The organism is Streptomyces sp. NPDC091292, assembly GCF_044757265.1.
Taxonomy (GTDB): domain Bacteria; phylum Actinomycetota; class Actinomycetes; order Streptomycetales; family Streptomycetaceae; genus Streptomyces.
This window is the reverse complement of record NZ_JBIVUQ010000016.1, coordinates 12,735-37,590: the sequence shown is the minus strand read 5'-3', so window position 1 is coordinate 37,590 and position 24,856 is coordinate 12,735. Positions and strand designations below refer to the sequence as shown.

The following is a 24,856-nucleotide window of genomic DNA, read 5'->3' as shown; positions in this document are numbered from 1 at the left end:
CCTTTCCTCATGCGTCCGGAATCAGATTCCGCCGCCGTCACCCCGTCCCGCCTGCACGGACAAAGATCACAAGCAGCGGCGCCGAGTTTCTACGCACTGAGCTGACCTGAAGTCAAGCGACTGGATATGTAAGGCATTTGAGGTCGAACGGGGCATCGAGTGTCCGATTTATCCGCTCGCTGGCGTACGGGTCGCGGCATCGTGTATAACCGCCGAGTTCCAATCCGTGCACGCTGAAACCGAGTACCGATACTGCCGAGGGGTCGAGGGGATAATTCATGGGCGGAGAATCTGGGGAACCCGTAGTGTCCTGGCGGGATTCCGAAGAAACAGGCGACCGAACCGATCTGGAAAAGCCCATCGGGTCGACGGACCGCCGGCCGTCACGCCTACCGCGACCCGACCGCGCCGGCCTGATCGCGTGCGGCGTGGTACTGGCGGCCTGCACAGGGTTCGTGCTGTACGGGGTTCTCACCGGCGGCGAGGACGACACCAAGCCGGACCGCCGCACGCCCACCGCCTCGGTGACGTACGAGATCACCGGTACGGGCACGGCCGACATCAGCTACCAGGCGCGTAGCGACTCCGGTAACGCCACCGTCGTCACACGGGCCACCCTGCCGTGGCGCAAGACCGTGGACGTCCCGCTCGGCCGGGAACCGATCGTCGACATCGTCCTCGACGACCAGGGCGGCGAGGCCCGCTGCACCCTCGCCATCGACGGCCGGCACGTCCAGAGCGCCACCGCCAGCGGCGAGTTCGGCCGCGCCGCCTGCTCCGGCGCCCTGCCGTCACCGGACGTGACCGAGGGCTGACGGGGGCGGGAGTGGCTGCGTTGGTCGGTGCGTAGGTGCCTGGTGACCACGGTGTCAGAGGAGTTCCTGCGGAACACGGTGCGGCGCGAGGCGGAGTCCGGCGCGAGGTGGGTCGTCGAACCGCCCGGGATTGTGGCGGAGGTGCTTCGGGGTCGGGGGTGTGTCCTGGACGGCGACGTCATCTGCGGGGGTGTTGGTGTCATCGTCCGCGTGCGATGGCGGGCCCAGGACGTCGACCGTTCGATCTTCCAGGGGTGCCGACGGAGGCGTTCGCCGGACTCGGTGCCGGGGCGCGATGCGCGCGACGAGCCCGCGCTCAGGCTGTCATGTATGTCCGCGCCGGACACGGCGGCGAGCGAGCGGAATGCCCTGGGCATCGGACAGCACGTGCAGTGTGCTGCCCTTCTGGCCGCGATCGACCGGGTTCGGCCCGGTCAGCGATGCCTCTCTGTGGCGTGAACGGAGACGGCGTCGATGATCGCCGAGGCCCAGTCCACCTCGCTCCGGGCCCCGAGATCATCCTGCACCGCCCGGTACACCCAACGCCAGAGGCCGCCGACCAGCAACAACCGGCAACCTGCCGCACGGACATCAAGTCACGTGAGACAAAGCCCTACGCCTTGATGGGTGCAGCCGACCTGGCGGCCTCCTCGATCTTCGCGCAGTGGGCTGCGCGGGCTTCCTCGTCGATCTGCTTCTCGTGTTCGGCACGCAACCCGGTCCGGCCGTTGAGGCCAGGGAAAAAGGGGCACAGCGAGTGGGACGGACGGGGCAGTCGAGAATCACAGTGGCGGAAGTTCGGCGACTCCTGGCAGCTTGTTGTCCCCAGCCCTCGCACTTGCGGGGACACCGAGGACTACACCTCGCGCTGAGCTGGTCGAACTGGCGCCGCCGACGCCAAGCAGTCGCCCGCCGCTGTCACTACCTGCGGCGTTGTCGCACGATCGAGGGGCGGTCTCCATGACACCGCCCCCACACGGCCGAAGTCCCGCTATACTCCCGCCACCCGGCGAAAAGACCAGGTCAGACAGCGAAATCCTGCTGGAGTGCTAGCCGCCAATGCGTCCGTGTCCATGTCCATGGACGGCCCGTCCTCGGCGCCCAATACACCACCCGAGCCTTCGCCGATGCCTGCCGCAGGACCGGCGTCCGTCAGTCCATGAGCGCGTGATCGGCTCAGCCGCTACCACACCCGACGCCGCCACTCCCGCCTCGGACCACCGCAGTCCCCTCGCCTACGGGACGGCACGCGGTGCAACATCAACGACCCTGGCCCCGGCTGCACAGCCCCGGTGTCCAAGAATCCGGGTCAAGGCCCGTACTCCGCCTGCACCGCATCGGCCATCAGCTCCCGCCGCCGCTCCGCGCCCCGGGGCTCTCGCCGGTCGTGATCGCGGGGGCCGCCAGGTGGCCCGGCTCGCTGTTGGAACGCCACGCACACCCGGTCAGGGGTGCCCGGACGGCACGGCACGGGGATCTGGACGGACCGGGGCCGGGCTCGGCGCCAGGGCCGGTGCGTGGTGGCGGGTGAACAGCGCGGCCACCAGATCGCGGCGGCTCCTGACACCCGTCTTGTCGAACACCGACTTGAGGTGGTCCTGGACGGTGTGCGGGGACAGACCGGCGCGGTGAGCGATCTCCGCGGTGGAATGGCCGTGCAGCACCAGCTCCGTGATGTGCTGCTCCCGGGCGGTCAGCCCGTACGCCGCGACGATCAGACCGAGGCGCTCCCCGGGCCCCGAAGGTTCGACCACGACGGCGACCCGCGCCTCGGTCAGGTCGTCGAGCCGCCAGGCGTGCAACCGCACGGAACCCTGGGAGCCGCTGTGCGCCCAGGAGGTGAAGGAACTCGCGGCTCCCGGCGTGCGGACCGCCGCCGCGACGCCGTACACCGCCGGGGGCAGGGACGCCCCGGCCGAGCCGGCGGGGTGTGAACCGGCCCGTGTGGTGGGCGGGGTGGAGGGAAGTGAGACCCCGTCGATCCAGAGCGGAAAGGCAGGGGACATCTGCACGACGTTGTATTCCTCGTCGAGCAGCACCAGGCCCGGTGCCGTCGGTGCCGGTTCGCGCTGCGCGCGCTCCGTGAGATGCAGCCGGCGCAACGCGCTCCCCAGCGGCTGCGCGAGCGCCTCGGCCAGCGCCAGATCCGCGGGCGCGAACGCGGGGGTGTCCACGGAGCGACCGAGCACGAAGGCGCCCCAGGAGCCCTGCCGGTCCCGGAGGGCCATCCGGAGTTCGTCCCGCATACCGAGCGGACCGGCTATGTCCCGGTAGCGGGGGCTGAGTTCGAGGCGACCGCCGACCTCCTCACTGAGCAGGGCGACGGGTACGGGCCTGCGGGCCAGGTCGGGCAGTGAGTTGACATCCCCTTCGCGGTACTCGATGTCCAGCATCCGTGGCATCAGCGCGGCGGGCACGGCATTGCTGTAGTTGCCGCCGGTGTTCATCAACGTCCTTGGATCGACCGTGACTCCGGCCCAGATGTCGATGCGCAGCGCCGGGACGATCACCCGTGCCACCTCGTCGAAGAACTCGTCGACACTCTGCGCCGACAGTGCCGCACGTACCGCCGCGTCCTGAACCACGTCAGACCGCGGCGTCCCCCCGATACGCCCCATGCCGGCCATGGTAACGGCGGACCCCGGTTGTGAAGAAAGGGTGTCGGTGGCGCGGAGTGTCGCGGCTCCGGCGTGTCCTTCGCCTACAACTCCCCACTTTTCTGGGATGGGAACGGCCCGCCCCGCCGGAGCACGCTGTGACGCGACGGGAGAACGACCTGCTGCCGCCATGTGGTGGCGCGATTCGGGGCCGACGGGACGAGCGGGCGCACGGGCGGTGGGGGCCGCCCGCGCCGGAGGACCGGGGCCGCGACCGGGGCCACGACCGGGGCCACGACCGGAGCCGACGGGGTCGCAGCGGTCGTCCACCACGTCGTCCACCACGCCTTCCACCACGCCTTGAACCGTGCCGGTGCCGCTCTCCGTGCGCTGGGCGCGAACCCATCGAACCGAAAGGAAAGGAAGGGACCATGAAACTGGTCACCCGTGCCCAACTGGGCTGGCCCGCGTCACAGGCGCCGGCGCAGGCCGGTACCAAGGGTGTCAAGGTCCACTACGAGGGCAGCCCGGTCAGCACCGAGTTGCTCAAGGACCATGACGCCTGTGTGGCCGAGGTCAAGGCCATCCGTGCCGCGCACCTCGCGAACAAGAAGGAGAACTACTCGGACATCGCCTACAACTACCTGGCCTGTCCGCACGGTTACCTCTTCGAGGGCCGCGGCACCGGCAGACGCACCGGCGCCAACGGCGACCAGGCGCTCAACCGGGGGCACTACGCCATCTGCGCGCTGGTCGGATCGGCAGGGCTGACCCAGCCGACCGACGCGATGCTGTCGGCCGTACGCGACGGCATCGAGCTGTTGCGGCGCAACGGCGCCGGTGACGAGATCAAGGGCCACCGTGACGGGTACGCCACGAGTTGTCCGGGCGAAGCGCTCTACGCGTGGGTGAGGAAGGGCGCACCCCGCCCGAACGCCACCGCGCCTGCCCCGGCGGGCGGCGGTACGAAGCCGTCCGCCGGTACGCCGTCCGCCGGTACGAAGACATCCGTCAGCCTTGCCCGTCTGGCAACCGCGGCCAGGCGCGACCCCGGGCTGAAGCAGGGCGCGAGCACATATCCGGCGGACGTACGCCCGGTGGAGGCCGCGCTCAGGGCGGAGGGCCTGCTGGCCGGCTCGTACGCCACCGACGGCTCCTTCGGATCCGTCACCGTCAGGGCGTACGCGCAGTGGCAGCGCCGCCTCGGGTACACGGGTGCCGCGGCCGACGGCATCCCCGGCCGCGCGTCGCTCCAGAAGCTCGGCGCGAAACACGGCTTCACCGTCACGTAAGCGCACCTGGTGTTTCGTGCGATGTGTGTCCAGTAATGGCCGAGTGTTCACACCGTCCGTCCGCAACGCGCGTAGAGCCGCTGCGGAAGTGACGGCGGGCACTCCGCGGCGTGCGCCGCGTCAGAGCGTGGAGGTCCCATGGGGACTGTGGGGGGAAGCGGCGGCATGGGTACGCCCGTGCTGCCGGCGTTGGATGTGGCGGCGCTGCCGCTGGTGCTCGCCGGACCGGTCGTCCGGCGCGTGGACAGCACCGGAGTCACCGTGTGGCTGGCCCTGAAGGCGCGGCGGAAAGTCACGCTGGACGTGTACGAGGGGGCCTCCGGCCACCTGCCCGCGACACCTGTCCTCACGGGCACCCGGGTCACCGCCCGGATGGGTGAGCACCTGCACATCGTGGCGGTGACCGCCGAGGTGCCCGCCGGTGGCGCTCTCAAGCCGGGCACCATCCACCGCTACGTGTTGCGTTTCGGCGAGGACGTCTCCGCGCCCTCCGCCCCGGTGCCCGGCGGGGCGCCGGGACTCTTCACGCCCGGCGTGATCGCCGCCACCGAGGGGGAGGCCCGCAAGGCCCTGCTCTACCAGAGCACTTCGGGCGCCCCCGACCTGCCCAGCTTCATCACACCCCCAGGCCACCCGGCCGGGCTGCGGCTGTTCCACGCCTCCTGCCGCAAGCCCCACGGAGAGGGCACCGACGCCCTGTCGATCCTGGACGAGGTGCTCGCCGCCGACGCGGGCGCCCCCGAACGCCGCCCGCAGCAACTGTTTCTGACGGGCGACCAGATATACGCCGACGACGTCGCCGACGCGCTCCTGCACATCTGCTCCACCTACGGCCGTACCCTGCTCGGCCGGGACGAGCAGTTCGCCACCCTTCCTCCGGCCAGTCAGCAGTGGCTCTTCCGTCCGGGCCGGCGCCAGGAGATGATCGCGGACGACTTCCGGCTGACCACCACCGAGGGCCGCAGCCATCTGCTGCGCCTGTCGGAGTTCCTGGCGATGTACCTGCTGGTCTGGTCGCCGACGCTGTGGCCCGCGGTGCCCCCCGTGCGCTACTTCTCCGAACTGTTCCCCGAGGATTCCAAGACCCTGGGCGACCCCGATCCCTCCGAGTTCTTCGGCCTGCGTACCAAGCCCGCCTACAAGAAGGCCCATGAGACGCTGTCCGGCTACGTCACGGAATGCGACAGGCTGGACGCCTTCCGCGGCACCCTGGGGATGGTCCGCCGGGCGCTGGCCAACACCGCCACCTACACGATGTTCGACGACCACGAGGTCACCGACGACTGGTTCATCTCCAGCCGCTGGGTCAACGAGGTCTGCGGCACCGTCCACGGACGGCAGTTCCTCGGGAACGCCATGGCCTCGTATGCGGTGTGCCAGGGCTGGGGCAACACCCCCGAACAGTTCGCCGAGGGCCCACAGGGAGAAGCGGGCCGCGAGGTGCTGGCCGCCCTCGCCGCACCCGATCACACCGCCGCCGGACCCGCCGCCGCCCTCGCCCGCCGTACCGGTGTGCCCACCGGAGCCGATTCCTCCGGGCGGATGATCCGCCAGGGCGGCTCGCTGCTCTGGCACTACTCGGTCAACTGGCCCGCCCACCAGATCGTGGTGGTGGACACCCGCACCCAGCGGGTGTTCCGCGGCGGCCCCACCGACCCGCCCGCGCTCCTCTTCTCCGACGCCTCCTACGCGGCGGTGGTGGAGGCGCCCGCCGACCTCGGCCTGGACAAGGTCACCCTGCTGGTCTCGCCCTGCCCGGTGCTGGGTTGCCCGCTGATCGAGGAGTTCTTCCAGCCGAAGGTCCGCTTCTTCCAGGGGTACGCGGGCCAGCTCGAACGGGACTACGAGGCATGGGGCCACGATCCGCGGGCCTTCGAGAAGCTCATCGCCCGGATGCTCGGCCATGCCGCACCGGGGCCGGACGGGGTGCGCCGTCGCCGGGTGATCGCCCTGGGCGGCGACGTCCACTACGCCTTCGCCGCCCGGATGTCCTACCGCGCCACCGCCCCGTACACCGGAACACCCGGTGAGGTCCGTGGCGTCCTCGCCCAGTTGACCGCCAGCTCGCTCAAGAACCAGACGTCCATGACCGGGGTGCTGCACGACCACGGCTACAACCCCACCCTCGGGCTCCCGCACTCCCGGCGGGCCGGATGGGCCAACGCCGCCGGACGGGCCGTGCCCGTGGTGACGCGCGGCCCCGACGGCGGCTACGGCGGCTCGGTGCTTCGCGAGACCCCGGCGGTGTACGAGCTATCCGACGTCGAAACCCTGCTCAGCCCGGTCCCCGAGTGGGAGTACGAGCTGGAGTACTACCGCCATACCGACCCCGACGGAGTGGCCCCGCGTCCCGGGATGCCCGCCCCCGTCTCGTACCCCGCCACCGGCGACCGCCGTGCCGCCCTGGCCCAGTATGTGCAGGCAGCCGCCAACCACGACGGCTATCGCGGCGCCTGGGGCAGCGGCAAGGAGATCGTCGGCCGGAACAACATCGGCGAGATCCAGTTCGGCTGGGACGGCCAGGACGCCAAGTCCGTCGTCCAGACTCTGTGGTGGCGCCTGCCCGGCACCCTCCGGGCCGCGCCGCTGACCCGGCTCGCCGTTCCCCTGGACGTCGGTCAGACCACCGGACCCCCGCCCGTGGCACTGCCTGACCTGTACGGCGGCAGGGCGCTGCGGGAGGGGGACACCGACGCCTCCACCAACGGGGGCACCGCGACCGTCACCCATGTCAGCGATCTCCAGCGCGATCTGCTGGAGCTGGGCTTCGGTGTGGTCGGCATCCGCGACGGCGGCTTCGGGCGTGAAGTGCGCTGGGCGGTGCGGGAGTTGCAGGGGTACGCCCGGATGGCACAGGTGGCCCGGGTGGCCACCGCCGTGGTGCGCCTGGCCCAGCCGCTGCCGGCCGGCACGACCACTCTGAGCCTCCAGGCCGCTGTCACTGTCACTGCCACGGGCACGCTGCCGCCGCTGCCCTTCAAGGCCCGTGTCGGCGACGAGAACCTGACCGTCACGGCCGTCACCGGCACCTCCTGGACGGTCACCCGCGCCGCCGACGCCACCGGCGAGGCCGCCCACCCGGCCGGCGACGCGGTCACCGTACTGCGCGACCACCGCTGGGCCTCCGCTCTGGAGAGCGTCCCGGTCCCTGCCGAACTGCGCTTCAACGGCAACGTCAGCGGGGTCGTCGACACCGCCACCCGCCAGATCATCGCCCACTGGAAGGCCAACGGCTGGCGCTGCCCGGTGGTGATGGAGGCGTGGACGCTCAAGAATTCGGCCCCCGTCAGCATCCCGGTCATCCCCGCTGATGGCACCCGCCCGGCCCGGCTCGCCGACAACATCTGGCGCTGGGACGAGCACACCAACGACACCGCCTTCTCGCCCAGGATGTACGCGCGGGACTTCTCCACCCACTGGACCCGCCCGGCCACCCGGACCCCCGACGGCTGGGCGGTGTCCGACCGCACCCCGATCGGACACCGCGTCCCCTACCGCTACCCCCGGGACAACGCGACCGACCTGTCGGAGCAGATGGAGGGCCCGGTCGGAATGCCCGAAGCACGGGAATCGTGGTCGCCCGAGGCCGAGATCACCCCCGAGGCACTCACCGGAACCCGGCTGCGTGACCTCGACGCGGACACCCTCGCCACCTTCAAGGTGATCCGTGCCGTCGCGGAGGTGGAGGCGCTGGGCTACTTCGACTCCGTCAACTGCTACGACCACGCCTTCGCCTCCCTGGGGCTGTGCCACTGGACGCTGGGCACCAGGGAATGGCACGCGGCTGACCAACCCGGACGCCCCGCGCGTGCCCTGTGGGCCGTGGCCGACGGCGAGCTGTGGGCCTTCTTCGCCTATCTGCGCAGCCGCGACGAGGCTTCCTTCCAGAAGGTCCTCGGCACCTTCGGAGTCCAGCCCGACCGGGTGTGGACCGGCAACGGCCGCGCCGGCACCCCGGCCCCGTGGACCGCAGGCCAGCGCAAGTACGCCGCCCGCGGCGCCCTCACCCGCCAGGACGGCAGCACCGCACCGCTGCACGGCCACCCCGCCCCCGGCCCCGGATCCACCCAGGACTACGGCCAGTACGGCGACCACGAGTACTTCCGGCTGTGGCACTGGTACTACCGCTTCGTCATGGCGGGCCGCACCGACGAGGGATTCCGCCACGCCATGTGGGACATGGCCCGGATGCGCCTGCGCGACCTGCGGGAGGCCGACTGGAACAGCCCCACCGGCGCCAATCCCTTCCCGCTCCAGGCCGGCACCACCATCGGCGATGTCTTCCGCTCCGAGAGGACCGTCGCGCTGCTGCACCGCTGGCATGTCTTCTCCCCGGCGGTGCTGCTGCGCGGCACCCCGGGCCGCGCCTCGGTCGCCCTGCAGAACGTGGTGGCCACGGCCGCGGTCAGTTCCGGGCTCGCCTTCGGCCAGAACCCCGCCACCTGGACCGGGCAGCACGAGGTCGCCCTGGCCGCCGCAATCCTGGCCAACAACCCCTGCCCCAACACTGCGGTGGCCGGCTACGAGCCCCACCCGGCCGGCCACAACAACCACACCGGCTACCGGGACCCCGGCCACACCCTGCGGGTGGTCAACGCCTGGCCCGACTGGTTCGGCGGCAGCAACCCCCGCCACTACACCCTGCCGCTGACCGACCTGCCCGCCGACCAACGCACCCTCCGCACCGCCCGCGACTTCGTGCTCGACACCGAAGGACTGCCGACATGACCCAGACCCCCGCGCAGGACACCGCAGGGGCCGCGGAGGCACCGGCTCCGGGCGGGCGGCCCACCGCGTACACCTCCACGGTCCCGAACGCCACGGCCCCGGACACCACGGTGGCGCACGCCACGGCCGCGGAAACCACGGCCCTTGCCGCCGCCGAACCCCCGCCCGGCGGCCCCGGGGCTCCCACCCCCTCCACCGACGGCCAGAGCGCGCTGGCCGGCGAGATCCTCCGGCTCATCGGCCCGCTCACCGAGGCCGCCGCCAACCCCATGCGACTCGCCCGGCTGCTCGCCCGGATCGGCTGGAACCCGGCCGCCGCGGGGGAGCAGGGCGCCGCCGAGGTGACCGCGTGGCTGGAGACCGTCGCGGGCGCCGTCGGCGGCCTGGAGGAGCTGGTCGCCCACCCGCCGCAGGACCTCGAAGGGCTCCACCGGCTGCTGGACGTGATCGGCTCGGTGCTGGACCTGGTGCGCCAGGCCCCGCCCGCGCTGGGCGCGTTCGACCCGTCCGCCTTCGCCGAGGACGTGGTGCACCACCTCGTCACCGACTGGCTGGCCCGCCACCACCAGGTGCTCTTCCACGTCCTGGTACTGCTCGGTGTGCTGGTGCTGCCGGACGACGCCGGGCCGCAGAGCGCGATCGTCAACCGGGAAGGCGAGACCGTGCGCACCGGCGCGGCACGCGCCAGGCTCCGCCCGCAGCGCTTGGCCGAGCTGGTCCGCGACCCGGGCGGCGTGCTGCGCGCCGACTACCTGCCCGGCGGGCTCGCGGACGATCAGGCCGCCGACGCGCTGGCCGACAGGCTGCTGCCCAGGCTCGGCGCGCTGCTCAACTCCCTGGGCGTCACGGTGCTCATGGGCCTCGGGGAGACCGCGGACACCGGTCTGGACGAGGCGTCGGTCGCGCTTGGACGGCGGATGCTCACCCTCGGCATCCCCGTACTCGCCGCTCCCGGGACGCTCGGCGAGATCGGCGCCACTCTCGGCGTCTCCTCTCCGGAGGCCGGCGGCCTCGGCATGGTGCTCGTCCCGCGCGGCGAGGCCACCGTGGACCAACTCCTCGGCGACGGATGGGCGTTGCGGGCGGACATCTCCGGCGCGGGCCCGGCCGTGGCGCTCGGCCCGCACGGGGTCACCTTCGCCGCCGACACCCCCGGCCGGGTCCAACTGGGTCTGGAGCTGCGCAAGGCGGGGGAAGCGGACGCCCCCGCGCTGCTGCTGGGCAGCGCCCACGGCACCCGGCTGGAGATCGGTGCCCTCCGCGCCTGGGCCAGGGCCGTACTGGAGGCCGCGTCCCCGGGCGCCGAGGGCACGGACGACTTCGAGGTCGGGGTCGCCGCGGACCGGGCCGCCGTGGTGATCGCGGGCGGCGAGGGCGACGGCTTCCTCAACACGGTGCTGCCCGCCGACGGGCTGCGCGTCGAGTTCGCGCTCGGACTCCAGTGGTCCCGGCGCAAGGGGCTGAGCTTCACCGGCTCCGCAGGAGTGGACACGACCCTGCCCCTCAACGCCCGCCTGGGACCGTTCGAACTGCTCGCCGTACACCTGCGGTTGAGCGCGGACAGCGAGAAGAAGCTCGACGCCACCGTCTCGGCGACCGCCCGGCTGGCCCTCGGCCCGGTGCTCGCCACCGTGGAGCGGCTCGGCCTGGAAGCCGGTCTGTCCACCCAGGACGGCAACCTCGGCCCGGTCGGGCTGGGCGCCGGCTTCGCGCCGCCCAAGGGAGCGGCCCTCGCGGTCGGCGCGGGCCCGGTCACCGGCGGCGGCTACCTGTTCTTCGACCGCGACAAGGAGGAGTACGCGGGCGTGCTCGCCCTCCAGTTGGAGAGCGTCGCGCTCAAGGCCGTCGGCCTGCTCACCACCCGGATGCCCGGCGGTGCGGAGGGGTTCTCGCTGCTGATCCTGGTCTCGGCCGAGTTCACCCCGATCCAACTGGGGTTCGGCTTCACGCTGATGGGCGTCGGCGGACTGATCGGCATCAACCGCTCCGTCTCCGTGGACACCCTGCGGGCCGGCATCCGCAGCCGGGCACTGGACTCCCTCCTCTTCCCTCGCGACCCGCTGGCCCGCGCCCCCGAGATCATCGCCACCCTGGGCGCCGTCTTCCCGCCCACCCCCGGGCGGCACGTCGTCGGTCCCATGGCCCGCATAGGCTGGGGCACCCCGACACTGCTCACCATCGACCTGGGGCTGCTTCTCGAACTGCCCACCCCGGTAAGGCTGATGCTGCTCGGCAGGCTGCGGATGGCACTGCCCACCGAGGCGAACGCCGTGGTGGCGATCAACATGGACGTTCTCGGCGTCATCGACTTCGAGCGGGGCGAGGCGTCCGTCGACGCCACCCTCTACGACTCCCGGCTCGCCGCCTTCGCGCTCACCGGGGACATGGCCATGCGCGCCCGCTGGAAGGGCACAACCGCCTTCGCCCTCTCGGCCGGCGGCTTCCACCCCCGCTTCCAGCCGCCCGAGGGCTTCCCCGCGCTGCGCCGGCTCAGCCTCTCGCTGCTCAGCGGCGACAACCCACGGCTGCGGCTGGAGTCCTACTTCGCGCTCACCTCCAACACCGTGCAGTTCGGCGCCAGAGTGGAGCTGTACGCGGCGGCTGCGGGATTCAGCATCGACGGCCAACTGGCCTTCGACGCCCTGGTCCAGTTCGAACCGTTCGGCTTCCAGGTGGATATCGTCGGCCGTCTCGCCCTCAAGCGGGGAAGCCGCACCCTGATGGGCGTCGGCGTCGCCGTCGCCCTGTCCGGGCCGACGCCCTGGCACGTGCGCGGCAAGGCCCGCTTCGAGATCGTCTTCCTCAGCGCCGAGATCAGCTTCGACCGTACCTTCGGCAGCAGGGCCGCCCCGGCCGCCCTGCCGGAACCCGTGGACGTGGCCGGCGGCGTGGAACGGGCACTCGCCGACCCGCGCAACTGGACCGCACAGCTGACCGGCGTCGGACGGACCGTGGTCACCCTGCGAGAACTGCCCGCCACCGAAGGCCAGTTGATCGTCCATCCGCTCGGCGGGCTGTCCTTCACCCAGCGGTTCGCCCCGCTCGGCATCACCCTGGACCGCTTCGGCAACGCGCCCGTCAAGGGCCCGCGCAGGCTCGACCTGGAGCCGGAACTGACGATCGACGACGCCGACGCCCGGACCGCGCCGGTGACCGTACGGCTCGCCCCGACCCGGGAGTACTTCGCCCCCGCCCAGTTCCTCGACCTGTCCGACGACGAGAAGATCGCGGCACCCTCCTTCGAGAGCCTCGTCGCCGGCGCCACCGCCGACGGCGCGCTCGCCGCTGCCCGGGAGCGGACAGGGGTGTTCGCCTCGCCGATCCGCTACGAGGAGGTCTTCGAGGACGGCCCCCACCGTGGCACCGCCCCGGCCGCCGCGCCGGTCGATGCCGCCGGGCTGCGCGTCGCCGCCGCCCCGGCCGCCCGCGCCGCCACCCGCCGCACCGGACACCGCCGCTTCTCCGCCACCCCGCGCGGCCTCGGCCTGCGCGACACCCGCTGGACCGTCGGCGGACCGACACCCGACGAGCCGGACACCTCGCACGCGCACCCCGCACGCACCGCCCGCGCCGCGACCTCCGGCACCTCGCGCGCCGCCGCCCCGCGCGGCACCACCTGGACCGAGGCGGCGGAACTGCGCCGCAGCAGCGCCGCCCCCGGCCTGCGTATCACCACCGAGACCAGCACCGGAGGCATCCGTTGAGCGGCCTGACCTTCCTCTCCTGGACCCGCGAGGGCCTGGCGGCTGCCGGAGGGGCCGTCGATCCCACGGCGGGCCCGATGACCGCCCGTACCACCGTCACCCTGCGCCCCCGCCTGACCGGCCGCGAACCGGTCCAGGTCACCGCCCGACTGCTGGGACCCGGCGACGTCACCGGCCTCGACCCGGCCCAGGTGCTGCGCAGCTTCCCCGCGCCGGACACCGCCGACGCCGAACCGCATCTCTTCCCGGCCGTCGAGTTCGACCGCCCCGACCTGCCCTGGATGTTCACCCCGGCCTCCGCCACCCCCCAGGGGAGGCTGCGGCCCTGGCTGGTGCTGCTGGTGCTGGAGGCCGAGCGGGCCGGACTGCTGCCCGGCGGCGGAGGACTGCCCCGACTGGTCTGCGCACGCGCGGAACTGCCCGACCTCGCCCACTCCTGGGCCTGGGCGCACGCACAGGTCACCACCGACGACGGCGCCCAGGAAGCCGACGTGGACCGGCTGCTGGCCGAGGAACCCGACCGCACCCTGTCCCGGCTGCTGTGCCCGCGCAGACTGCGCCCGCGTACGCGGTACCTCGCCGCCGTCGTCCCGGCGTTCGAGGCCGGACGGCTCGCCGGCCTTGGTCTGCCCGTCCCCGACGGCGACCTGCTGCCCGCCTGGCCCGCCAAGGACGAACGCCCCACCGAGACCACGTGGACGCTGCCGGTGTACCACCACTGGTCGTTCACCACCGGCCTGGACGGCGACTTCGAGTCCCTGGTGCGCAAGCTCGTCCCACGGGCCCTGCCCGGAGACGTCGGCACCCGCCCGATGGACGTCGCCGACGCCGGGCACGGGCTGCCCGCCCTGCCGCCCGGACACCCCGGCCGCACCCTCGACCTGGAGGGCGCGCTGCGCTCCGCGGGGACCGACCCACGGCCCTGGCACGGCGAGACCGCCGCCGCCTTCCGCGCCGCCTACACCACCGTGCTGGACGCGGGCCGCGACGGCACCGAACTGACGCCGCCCGTCTACGGCTCCGCGCAGGCCGGCACCCGCGGCCTGCCCTCACCGCAGGCCGGGCCCACCTGGCTGCGCCAGCTCAACCTCGACCCCCGGCACCGTGTCGCGGCGGCGCTGGGCGCCGAAGTGGTGCGCCACCACCAGGAGGAACTGGTCGCCGCCGCCTGGGACCAGGCGGCGGAGGTGCGCCGCGTCAACGAGATCCTGCGCCAGGGCCAGTTGGCCCGGACCGTCGCCGACAGCCTGCACCGCCGCCTGCCCGGCAGCACCACGAGCGGCACCCCGGCCGGCGACGACCGGCTGGACGCCCGGATGCTCCAGATGACCACGGCCGTGCGCGCCGCCGTCGGATACGGCGAGGGCACCGCCGCGAGGGAGCTGGCCCGTAACAAGGAGGCCGCCGCCGCGATGGAGCCGGCCCTGCGCCGGCTGCTGCGGCCGGGCGGACCGGTCGCCCGCCGCGCGGCGGCCCCCGGATCGGCCCCCGCGCCGGCGGACACCGCGGCGACCGCACTGGCCGCCTCTCTGGCCCGGCGCACCGTGCAGGCCGTACCCGACCTGCCCGCCCCCGCCGGGGCGGCCGGCGTGGAGGACGTGGCGGGCGAGGAGAACTTCGAGGGGCTGACGCCCGACCGGCTCACCACCCGCTCGTGGGAGACCGACCCCGCCGGACCCCGCGAGACCGTGCCCCCCGCCGTGCCGGCGATCCGCTGGGTGGGCGCCGCGATGCCCAACCGGGTGTTCGTGGTCACCACCGACGGACGGCTGATGTCCCGGGTCACCCAGGCGAACGTACCCGGCTGGGTCGACCACGGCAGCCCGCCCGGCACCACCTGCGCCTCACCGCCCGCGGCCGTGCAGGACCTGCATGTCTTCGTGGTGGGCGCCGACCGGCAGCTCCACCAGCTGCACTGGGCCGGCGACCAGTGGACCTGGCTGACCCACGGCCTGGCGCCGGGCGGTCGCGCGCTGCTCACCGGAGAGGGGCGACTGGACACCGCTGTGCGGCGTCTGCCACCCAACTCCTCCACCGGCAGCAGCAACTACCTCAACCAGGCCGCCTACGCCGCCGACGACGCGGGCCACCTGTGGGAGCTGTCAGGCAAGGGCACCACCTGGTACTGGCGCGACCTGGGCATGCCGGGCGACTTCTGGATCACCGGTGTGCGCGTCGAGTCGGACTGGAAGCTCCACCTGGTCAACCGGGCCGGCAAACTGGTCCGGCTGACCCACACCGGCACCGCCTGGGCCGCCACGGTCCTCGGTGGCCCCGCGGCCGGGTTCACCCCCGACCGGGGCGTGCCCAGCCGCACGGGCACCAACGAGTACGGTGTCGACGCCAACGGCGCCCTGCACCTCGCCTTCAGCATGCCGCCGCTCAACCAGATCATCTGGCTGCCCGTCAGCGGCGCTCCGCGGATCTCCCGGCTGGTGGGCCGCGGCCACGACGGTCAGCTTCTGCTGTCCACCACCGACTCACGGGTGATCACCTGGCCCGAGCCGAGCAGCGTGCTCGGAGGCGGCTACGCCCCGGTCAGGTCCTACCAGAGCATGCCCGTCGCGGTGTCCGGCTCCCTCGTCCACGCCGTGGGCGACGGCCAGTTGCTGGCCGTCGACCGGGCCGGGGACAACGCCTGGCACCCGTTCGGCCAGCCCCAGTTCGGTGGCGTCGGTGACCCGGCGGCCGACCCCCCGCGTGACATCCGCTGGCGCCCGCGACTGGGCTTCCTCTCCCATCTGCTGATCGGCCACGTGGACGCCCCGGCCGGCCCCAACCTGCCGTATCTGCGGCTCGGCCGGTCCACCGACTTCGATGCGACGGTCCGGGGCGGCTGGCAGACCAAGCCCGCGCTGACCGGCCGGATGACGGCCGAGACCACCCAGGGATTCGGGATCGCCACCGCCGACCTGAACCGCTCGGGCCGCCCCGACGCCGTGATCTTCTGGATCGAGGAGTTCGCCAACAACGGCCACTTCGGCAACTTCGGCCGCTACCTGATCGCCCGCGACCTCGACGCGAACGCCGACCCGGCCGCGTGGATCGGCCCGGTCACCATGCCCTCCCCGATGTCCACCGCCGCCACCTCCAGCGGCGGCCTCGCCGAGACCGTGCAGGTGCAGGCCGGCAGCTGCACCCTGGCCGACCTCGACGGAGACGGCAACCAGGAGCTGCTCGTCGCCTACCTCGGCGGCATCAAGGGCAACCGCCGGCTGTTCCTGCGGATCGGCTGGAACATCGATCCCGACACCGGCGTGGCGCGCGGCGGCTGGGCCGACTCCGTGGAACTGCCCTGGCCCGGCAGACCGTCCGACAGCGCCCCCGCGGTCGCCGCCATGGACATCGCCGTCGCCGACCTCAACCAGGACCTGCGTCCCGAACTGGTGGTGATGCTCATGGAACAGACCCCCGAGGGGGTCCGCGGCTCCTACCGGATCGGCTGGAACATCAACGCCCGCGGCCGGATCACCGGCGGCTGGGGCAACACCCGGACGATCCCCGGTACCTACGCCGACGTCGCCGGGGCGGGCATCGCCGTCGCCGACTTCAGCGGCACCGAGAGACCCGACCTCGCCGTGCTCGTCCTGGAGGACGGTCCCACCGACAACTCGGCCGGCTACCGGGTGGGCTGGGACATCGACGGCTCCGGCACCGCGCGTTCCTGGTCGGCGCCGATACCCGCCGACGCCGGGTCCTGGTACGGCTGGGAGAACCAGGGCGCCGGGCTGGCCCTGGCCGATCTGCCGGGCACCGTCGCCGACCGCCGCAACGACATCACCAGAACCTTCCGGGACGCCGCCAAACGCCACCAGAAGGCCCTGCTCGCCGCCCAGTCCCGCGCCGAGCAGGAACGCGAACCCGAAGTGCCGCTGCGGCAGCTCGCCGGCGCGGTACGGAAGGGCACCGAACCCGAACGGGCCGTCACCTCCCGGGTGACAGCCCGCATCGACGGCGCCGACCTGGCCGGCACCGGGCTGCCCGACCCGCTCGGCCCGCTGCTCGTCCCGCCGTCGTTCGCCCAGCCGATGGCCGAACTCCTCACATCGCTGGGCACCGACCACCTGCTGCCCGGCGTACAGAACATCCCGCCGGACACCGTCACCCTGCTGCGCGCCAACGGACCCTTCATCGAGTCCTTCCTGGCCGGCGCCAACCACGAACTGGGCCGTGAACTGCTGTGGCGGGAGTTCCCCACCGACCGGCGCTCCACCGCCTTCCGCCACTTCTGGGACGCGCGGGGCACCGCCGAGCCCGGCGAGGAGCCGCCGGACGTCCCGCCGATGCGCGCCTGGGGACGCCACAGCCGCCTCGGCGAGACCCTGCGCCGCCCGCCCGGCGGGGACGACGCCGTGGTGCTGCTGGTGCGCGGCGAAGTCGTACGGCGCTTCCCCTCCCTGGGCCTGCACGCCCGCCGCGCGCTGCCCCCGGTCTTCTCCGGCGGACCCCGAAGACTCGGGGAGCAGCGGCTCGACCCGGTGTTCTGCGGGGAGATCGGCGGCGACATCCTCTTCCTCGGCTTCCCGCTCACGCCTGCCCAGGCACTGGGCTCGGACACCGACCCCGGATGGTTCTTCGTCTTCGAGGAGCACCCCACCGCGCCCTCCTTCGGCCTGGACAACCCGCCCGCCGACGCCCGGTACGGCCAGGCGCCCAGCACCTGGCAGGACGTCAGCTGGGCCTCGGTCACCCGCAGCGCCGAGCAACTGGACTCCCTCGTCCACCTGAGCACCGCCGTTCCCTTCGGAACCGGTGCCCGCCCGCTGTACCCCGGCTCCGGCCGGCCCGAGGTGTCCTGGGGCCACAACGCCGCCGTCGTCGCCCACATCACGCTCCAGCAGCCGGTCCGGGTCGCCCACCACGCCTCCGCGCTGCTGTCGGCGCACGGCCCCGGACTGCGGATCAGCCACATCCGCAAACGGGTTCCCGGCAGCGACCGGGTCTTCGTACGGGAGATCGCCGGCCGGCACCCGGACGGCCGCTGGTGGCGGATGTCCCGGGCGGAGGCGCTGGCCGCCCTCGACGGCCGCCAGGCCCTGTATGTGGAGGGCGAGCCCGGCCACCGGGTGGCCGTCGCCGCCGTCGCCGACGGACACGGTGGACGGTACCTGCGGGCCGCCGCCGACGCGGACACCGCCGACAACCTGCTCAGCCTGCCGGAGATCCCCGGCGCGGCGTACCAGGCCGCACCCGCCCCACCCGCCGTCCGCTGAGCCCGTGACCGCCACCTCCCCACCGGCCCCGCGGCACCCCGGCCGCGTCCCCGTGCCACCACCCGGTGACCGGGCGACGCGCCGGGGGCGCCGCCCGCGGCCGGGCCGCGCGGCACCCGTCCGGTGTGCCGCCCCACCGCCTCCTTTCCGCAAGCCTTCTGGACGGACCTGATGAACACACCGCCACCGCCCGCCTGGACACTCGCCACCACACTGCCCGTGGTACTGCTGCCCGTCCGGCTGGAGACCCGCTTCACCGCCACCGAACTGCTCGTGCGGATCTACCCCGACGAGATCCACATCGACACCCACGAGCCCGCGCTCACCGCCGACGAGGACCTCTACGGCCGCCGCTACTGGCAGGGCATGTGGAACGCGCGCGGCGACGGCCCCGCCGAGGACGCCGCCTGGGCCGAACTGGCCGGACGCTTCGGCCACGAGCGGGCCGGGTGGATCGCCCGCGTACTGGAACCGGTCAACCCGGCCGAACAGCCCGCCCCCGGCCGGCCGCCCGCCGACCCGGAGTTCCCGCCGTCCGGCGCACCGCGCGCCGCGAGCTGGACCCGGCGCCCGGTGGCCCGCGCGCTGCCCACCCGCTGGTACGTGGTCGGCCGGCCCAAGGACGCGGCGGCCCCGGTCGTCACCCGGATCACCGGCAGGGTCGGCGGCCAGGCCGGCGGCCCGCTGCCGGTCGGCCCCGCGCCCACCGCCGACCTGGACGACCTCGCCCCGGCCGCACCGCCCACCGACGACGCCACCCGCTGGCTGATCGACTTCGCCGCCGCCGAAGCCGTGGGCATGGCCGCCCGGCTGCCGCGCGGCGGTGGCTACTCCCAACTCCTGGTCTACGGCGTCCAGGAGAACGACCCGAAGGACGCCACCGCCGAACTGAACACGCTGATCGAGGCCCAGTACCACACCCGGGGCCTGGGATACGTCCCCGCAGGCGCCCCCTCCAACAACACCTCCACCGCGACCTCCCGCTACAGCCGCAGCGACCCCGCCACCAGCGACACCTACCGGGTACGGCACAGCGACGCCCGGCCCACCGACGCCGACACCAACGCCGCCACCCTGACCAGGGCGCTCGGCCTGCCGCTGACAGCAGCCGGACGCCCCGCCCCGCTGGCCCGCGCCCGTGACGGACACCGCCGCGACCAGGCGGCCGTCCGCGACATGACCACCGCGCTGTGGGGCGCCACCTGGGGCTACTTCCTGAACCAGTTCGGTGAGGACCGCTTCACCGAGACGGCCGTACGCGGCGCCCGCGAACACGCCCGCCAGTACCTGCGCCCCGGCGGCCCGCTGCCCGCGCTGCGGATCGGCAGTCAGCCCTACGGACTGCTGCCGGTGCTGGACCTGGCCCGCTGGAACGACGTCGAAGGCACCACGCTGGGCACCCTGCGGCTCGACCCGGCCGTCCCCGGCTTCCTGCGCACCCTGCGCGCCCGCATCTGGGCGCCCTCCGCCGCCGACCCCCGGGCGGTACCCCGGATCACCCGGGGCGCCGCCGCCCAGGGCACCGTCGCCGAGATCCTCGGCATGGCCCCCACCGCCCGCCGCCTGCACGCCCGCAGCGCCCTCGGCACCGACTACGTGGCCGCCCTGTGGCGCTTCGGCCCGCTGGAACTCAACGACGAGTGGCGCACCGGACTGGCCGCGGAGATACGCGCACTGGCCGGCCGGCTCTCCCTGCCCGCCTGGGAGTTCGGACCCGGCCGGGTGCTGTACGCCAAGAAGGCGTGGCCCCTGGAGCACCCCTGGGTCAACGCCCCCGAGAACACCCCCGGCGGCACCCCCGCCGAGTACCTCAGCGCCCTCGCCGGCCCACTGGACCCGCCCGCCTGGGCCCACGTACCCGACCCGGCCGTCCGGCAGAACCTGCCCTGGGCCCGCTGGTGGCACGACCTCGGCTCCGACGCCCGCACCACCCCGCTGCTCTACCGCCTCGCCCGCCACTCCCTGCTCGCCGAGTACGCCCGCGCCATCGATCTGGTCCTCGGCACCGCGCCGGCCGAGCGGCGCGAGGCGGAGGTCATCGACACCGACAGCCAGGAAGCCACGGCAACCCTGTGGCGCCGCGCCAAGCGACCCCGCCCCGGCACCACCGTCAGTGCGGACACGTACATCTGGAGCCCGGAGGCCCGGACCAGACCCGAAACCGGCCCGCTGCACCAGACGGTGGCCGCCCTCCAGGCACTGTCCCCGCTGCCCGCCGAGGACCTGGAACGGCTGCTGGCACAGCACCTGGACGCCACATCCCACCGCCTCGACGCCTGGATCACCTCACTGGCCACCCGGCGGCTGGCCTGGCTGCGCCGCCCCGGCACCGCGCAGGGCTGCCACCTCGGCGGCTACGGCTGGCTCCTGGACGTGACCCCCCGCCAGAGCGCGCCGGCAGAGGTACCGCCGCAGCGGCGGCCCCAGGGGGAGCGCACCGACCCGCTGGCCCCGCCCGACAGCACCAAACCCTGGAAGCTGTACGCCGCCGCCGACACCGCGGGACCCGTCCACGCCCCCTCCCTCGCCCAGGCCACCACCGCCGCCGTGCTGCGCGCCGCCCAGCGCGCCCACGGCGATACGCCCGATGGGCCGACCGCCGTCGACCTGCACTCCGCCCGCGCCCGCGGCGCCGCCTGGCTGCTCGACGGCGTCCGCCAGGGCCAGCCGCTCGGCGCGCTCCTCGGCTACCGCTTCGAACGAGCCCTCCAGGACCATCCGATCCGCACTCTCGCCTCCTGGACCGACCGCTTCCGCGAACTCGCCCCGACCACCGCGACCCAGGTCGACCACGACGGCGCGGTCAGCGAGAGCGACGTATCCCACGAGGTCACCGATGGCCTGCGCGTGCAGCGTCTCCGTGCCGCGGGCCGACTGGACCTGGTGCGGGACGTCGGCGTCCCCGCCACCGCCGCCGGTGAACTCGCCGCCCTGAAGAGCGTGCTGGACGAACTGGACGACACCGTGGACGCGTTGGCCGACACCCTGCTGGTCGAAGGGGTGCACCAGGCGGCCCAGGGCAACCCGCTGCGCGCCGGGGCCACCATCGACGCCATGGGCAACGGCGAGGCGCCGCCGCCGGAGCTGGAGTCCCTGCGCACCCCTCGCGGCGGAGACGCCGTCACCCACCGGATCGTGGTACTGCTGCCCGCGCCCGTCCCGTCGGCCGCAGGCGCGGCGCGGCCCGCCGCCTTTGCCGTGCCCGGCGCACCCGGTGACACCCCGCCGATCGTCGTGACACCGCCGGCCGACGACGGCACCGGCGACCCGCCCACCGGACCCACCGGCCCCACCACCGAAGAGGCCGACCCGCCCACCGGGGCCCGCGCACTCGCCGAACCCGCCCTCGACGCCTGGCTCACCGCCCTGCTCCCCGACCCGGCCACCCTCACCTGCCGGGTGAGCGCCGACGACGGAACGACCCGCTCCGTCCCGCTCGCCGGCCTCCCCCTCTCGCCCCTGGACTGGCTCGCCCTGGCACTCGACCCCGAGGCGCTGCCCGGCTCCGACCTCGAACGCCATCTGCTGCTGCACGCCGACACCGTTCTCGGCCCCGCCGGCCCCCGGCCCACCGCCGTCGACACCGGCGACGAGAACCTCGCCCTCCTCCTCGAAACGGTCCGCGCCGCCCGTGAACTCCTGCGCTCGGCAAGGCCGCTGCGCGCCCAGGACCTGGCCCTCCCGGAGAGCGTCGACCCCGAGGCCGCCGAACCGGCCGACCCCGCACTGCCCGCGCGCACCGCCGCCGTGCGCCACCGGGTCCAGGGGATCGCCGCGGACCTGGCCTCGGACACCGTGCCCCAACGCCACCACGCCCTGCTCGCCGCGAACCTGCTCGGCGTCCCCGCCGCCGCGCCTCCGCTGCCACCCCGCCCCGGTGCCCCCGCCGCCGAGACCGAGGCGCACGCCCGACGGCTCGCCGACCTCGCCGACGCCGTCGCCCCCGAACTGACCCGCCGTCTCGACACGGCGGACGCTCTCGACGCCGCCCGCTCGGCCGGCGGCCTCAGCGACCAGGAGTGGGCCCGGCAGTCCCTTACCGCCCTCCTCGGCACCGACCTGGTCCTGCTCCCGGCCTTCCCCGCCCCCGGACCGGGCCCGCTGACCGACTCCCTCGCCCACGCCGACACCCTGCTGGACGGCGACCCGCAGGCACCGGCCGGCTGGCTCACCCGCGTGGGCCGGGTACGGCGCGGAGTGGAACGACTGGTCACCACCCTCGGCTACGCCGAGGCCCTGGAGACCGGCGACGCACTGACCGCGGTGGTCGCCCAGACCCCCTACACCGTCCCCTCCGCATCCGACAGGACCGAACGGTGGGCCGCGCTCCAGTTCGCCGACGGCGGCAGCCCGGGACCACGGCTCTCCCTGGTCCTGCACCACCCCGGCGGCGCCCCCGCCGACCCGGCCGCCCTGCTCGACGGCACACTGCGCGGACTCGTCGTCGACGAGTGGACCGAGGTGATCCCCCGGTCCCGGCAGACCACCGGCGTCGCCCTGCATGTCGACGCCCCCGACGCCGCGCCCCCGCAGGCCGTCCTGCTCGCCGTCCCGCCCGACGCCTCGCCGACCTGGACGCCCGACCTGCTCGGCGCCACCGTCGAGGCCGCCCTGGACCTCGCCCGGCTGCGCGCCGTCGACTACGAGGCCCTGCATCCCGACAACCCCACCGCCGTGGCCGACATCGGCCAACTCGCCCCCGCCGCCCTCCTCGCCATGAACACCGTCTTCGAGGACGCGGTCGCCACCGACTTCACCCGCGGCCTCCCGAGGTAGCCATCATGTCTTCGATCACCAGCTGGACCCGGCTCGAACCCCGCGCCCGCACCGGCGACCTGCGGCCCTCCCTGGAGGGCCAGATCCACGACCCCGCCTGGATGCTGGCCCGCCAGTGGCAGCTCGGCGAGTTCCTCGGCGACGACGCCGGCAGCCCCGTATGGGTCCGCGTGCGCGGCCACGCCGACCGCATCACCGAGTACCGCCCAGGGCCCGCCTCCGGCCCCGGCGCCGGCTACGACGGTTCGACTCCGCTGGAGGCGCTGGTGGAGGCCGAGCCCGGCGGGCCCCGCTCCACCACCGCCGGCCTCCGCGCCGGCGCGGAGGCCGGACAGCACCTGCTGCGGCTGCTGAAGGCATCCGCCGTCCCCGCCGACCTCGTCGCCCAGGCCCTGCCCCTGCTGCTGGACGACTACCCGCTCGGCCTGCCCGACGAGGCCACCGGGAACCCGGCCACCCACCGCTACCTGGCCGTGCTGCGCGGCAAGGTCCCCGACGGCCACGCCATCGCGTACACCCTGCACGCCTCACCCGCTGTCCCTGCCGAGCCCGGGTGGGGCCTGCCCACCGAGGCCGGACCGGTCCTGGAGGCATGGCTCGCCTGGTACGACGCCCGCCACCTCACCGCCCCCGAGGGCCCGCAGACCTGGGACCCGCAGCGGCTGGAGCACCGCTTCTCAGTCGGCGTCAGCGTGAACGGAAGCGAGACCACCCTCACCGCCCCCGCCTACCAGGGCGGCACCCTGGACTGGACCGACTTCACCGCCACCGGCCCCACCGGTCTCGGCCCCCGGCCGGACCGCGAGGAACTGCTGAGCACCACCTTCCCCGCACCGGTGAGCTTCCCCGGTATGCCCGCCCGGCGCTTCTGGGAGTTCGAGGACGCCCGGGTCGCCCTCGGCGGGGTCGAGGCGGAGCCCTCCGACTTGGCCCGCATGCTGGTCGCCGAGTTCGCCACGGTCTACGGCAACGACTGGTACCTCGTGCCCCTGGACGTCCCGGTGGGCTCGCTCACCACCCTCACCTCGGTCGTCGTCGCAGATACCTTCAGCTCCGAACTCGGCGGCCCCACCCTGCTTCCGGCCACCGGCGCCGGAACCGGCGACGCCCACTGGTCGGTGCACCAGCTGAGCACCGCCGACGGCGGACGGCGAACCGGCCTGTTCGTCCCGCCCGCCACCGTCGGCACCCTGGAGAGCGAACCCATCGAAGAGGTACTGCTCGCCCGGGACGAGGACGCCAACCAGGCATGGGCCATCGAACGCCGCGTCCCCACCCCGATCGGCACGGCCCTCGACCGCACCCGTACCGCGCCCGCCCCGCGCCCCGTCCCCGCCACCCCCACTTACCGGCTGATGACGGAAGTCCCCGAGAACTGGCTGCCGCTCCTGCCCGTCGAGATCCGCCCGGGAGCCCACCGGCTGCGTCTGGCCCATCTGGACACCCCTGACGGCACCCCCGTACTGCCCCTGGGCCGCTTCCTCAACCCGGGACCGCCCCTGCCCTACGACCTGTTCGCCGAGGAGGTGCCCCGCGAGGGTGTCACCCTGACCCGCACCGTCCAGTACGCCCGTACGTCCGACGGCCGCACCGTCACCTGGACCTCCCGCCGCGCCCGCCCCGGCCGCGGCGGCTCGTCCTCCGGACTGCGCTTCGACCAGATCGAAGGCTGACCCGGCCCCTGGACCCGGCCCACGACGGAGCGGGCCGGGTCCGCCGACGCCGCCCTTC

At 73.8% G+C, this 24,856-nt stretch carries 8 protein-coding genes and 1 pseudogene; 7 read left to right on the top strand and 2 right to left on the bottom strand.

Going from position 1 to position 24,856, the window contains the following annotated elements; translation table 11 throughout:
* The first annotated feature begins 455 nt into the window (after positions 1-455).
* On the top strand, positions 456-815 hold the full coding sequence (locus tag ACIQNU_RS32395; RefSeq protein ID WP_401373202.1) for a hypothetical protein: 360 nt from the start codon (positions 456-458) through the stop codon (positions 813-815).
* Between the two features lie 613 nt (positions 816-1,428).
* Here the strand turns inward: ACIQNU_RS32395 and ACIQNU_RS32390 are convergent.
* A pseudogene (locus tag ACIQNU_RS32390) lies at positions 1,429-1,551 on the bottom strand (type I restriction endonuclease subunit M); the annotation flags it as partial.
* 709 nt (positions 1,552-2,260) lie between these two features.
* Complete coding sequence (locus ACIQNU_RS32385; protein ID WP_401373200.1) at positions 2,261-3,433, bottom strand: helix-turn-helix transcriptional regulator; 1,173 nt, start codon at positions 3,431-3,433, stop codon at positions 2,261-2,263.
* Between the two features lie 410 nt (positions 3,434-3,843).
* On the opposite strand from ACIQNU_RS32385, the gene ACIQNU_RS32380 reads away from it, so the two are divergent.
* The 6 genes from ACIQNU_RS32380 to ACIQNU_RS32355 all read left to right on the top strand — a co-directional run bounded on the left by ACIQNU_RS32380 (position 3,844) and on the right by ACIQNU_RS32355 (position 24,798).
* Entirely contained in the window at positions 3,844-4,704 is an 861-nt protein-coding gene (locus ACIQNU_RS32380) for an N-acetylmuramoyl-L-alanine amidase (RefSeq protein ID WP_401373198.1), read from the top strand.
* Between the two features lie 138 nt (positions 4,705-4,842).
* The gene (locus ACIQNU_RS32375; protein ID WP_401373196.1) at positions 4,843-9,432 is read left to right on the top strand and encodes a hypothetical protein; all 4,590 of its coding nucleotides are present in this window, start codon (positions 4,843-4,845) and stop codon (positions 9,430-9,432) included.
* Positions 9,429-13,136, top strand: coding sequence for a DUF6603 domain-containing protein (locus ACIQNU_RS32370; RefSeq protein ID WP_401373194.1), 3,708 nt, complete (start codon positions 9,429-9,431; stop codon positions 13,134-13,136). Before ACIQNU_RS32375 ends, ACIQNU_RS32370 begins: the two co-directional genes overlap by 4 nt.
* The gene (locus tag ACIQNU_RS32365) at positions 13,133-18,349 is read left to right on the top strand and encodes a hypothetical protein (RefSeq protein WP_401373193.1); all 5,217 of its coding nucleotides are present in this window, start codon (positions 13,133-13,135) and stop codon (positions 18,347-18,349) included. The genes ACIQNU_RS32370 and ACIQNU_RS32365 overlap by 4 nt, the downstream gene beginning before the upstream one ends.
* Before the next feature lie 171 nt (positions 18,350-18,520).
* On the top strand, positions 18,521-23,125 hold the full coding sequence (locus ACIQNU_RS32360) for a hypothetical protein (RefSeq protein WP_401373191.1): 4,605 nt from the start codon (positions 18,521-18,523) through the stop codon (positions 23,123-23,125).
* Between the two features lie 5 nt (positions 23,126-23,130).
* Positions 23,131-24,798 carry a hypothetical protein gene (locus tag ACIQNU_RS32355; RefSeq protein ID WP_401373190.1) on the top strand — a complete coding sequence of 556 codons (1,668 nt, stop codon included), beginning with the start codon at positions 23,131-23,133 and terminating at the stop codon, positions 24,796-24,798.
* Positions 24,799-24,856 lie beyond the last annotated feature (58 nt).

What these genes read in the sequence shown, in the direction of transcription:
- ACIQNU_RS32380 (WP_401373198.1), top strand. Translation starts at nt 3,844, where the DNA reads ATGAAACTGGTCACCCGTGCCCAACTGGGCTGGCCCGCGTCACAGGCG.
- ACIQNU_RS32370 (WP_401373194.1), top strand. Translation starts at nt 9,429, where the DNA reads ATGACCCAGACCCCCGCGCAGGACACCGCAGGGGCCGCGGAGGCACCG.
- ACIQNU_RS32375 (WP_401373196.1), top strand. Translation starts at nt 4,843, where the DNA reads ATGGGGACTGTGGGGGGAAGCGGCGGCATGGGTACGCCCGTGCTGCCG.
- ACIQNU_RS32360 (WP_401373191.1), top strand. Translation starts at nt 18,521, where the DNA reads ATGAACACACCGCCACCGCCCGCCTGGACACTCGCCACCACACTGCCC.
- ACIQNU_RS32355 (WP_401373190.1), top strand. Translation starts at nt 23,131, where the DNA reads ATGTCTTCGATCACCAGCTGGACCCGGCTCGAACCCCGCGCCCGCACC.
- ACIQNU_RS32385 (WP_401373200.1), bottom strand. Translation starts at nt 3,433, where the DNA reads ATGGGGCGTATCGGGGGGACGCCGCGGTCTGACGTGGTTCAGGACGCG.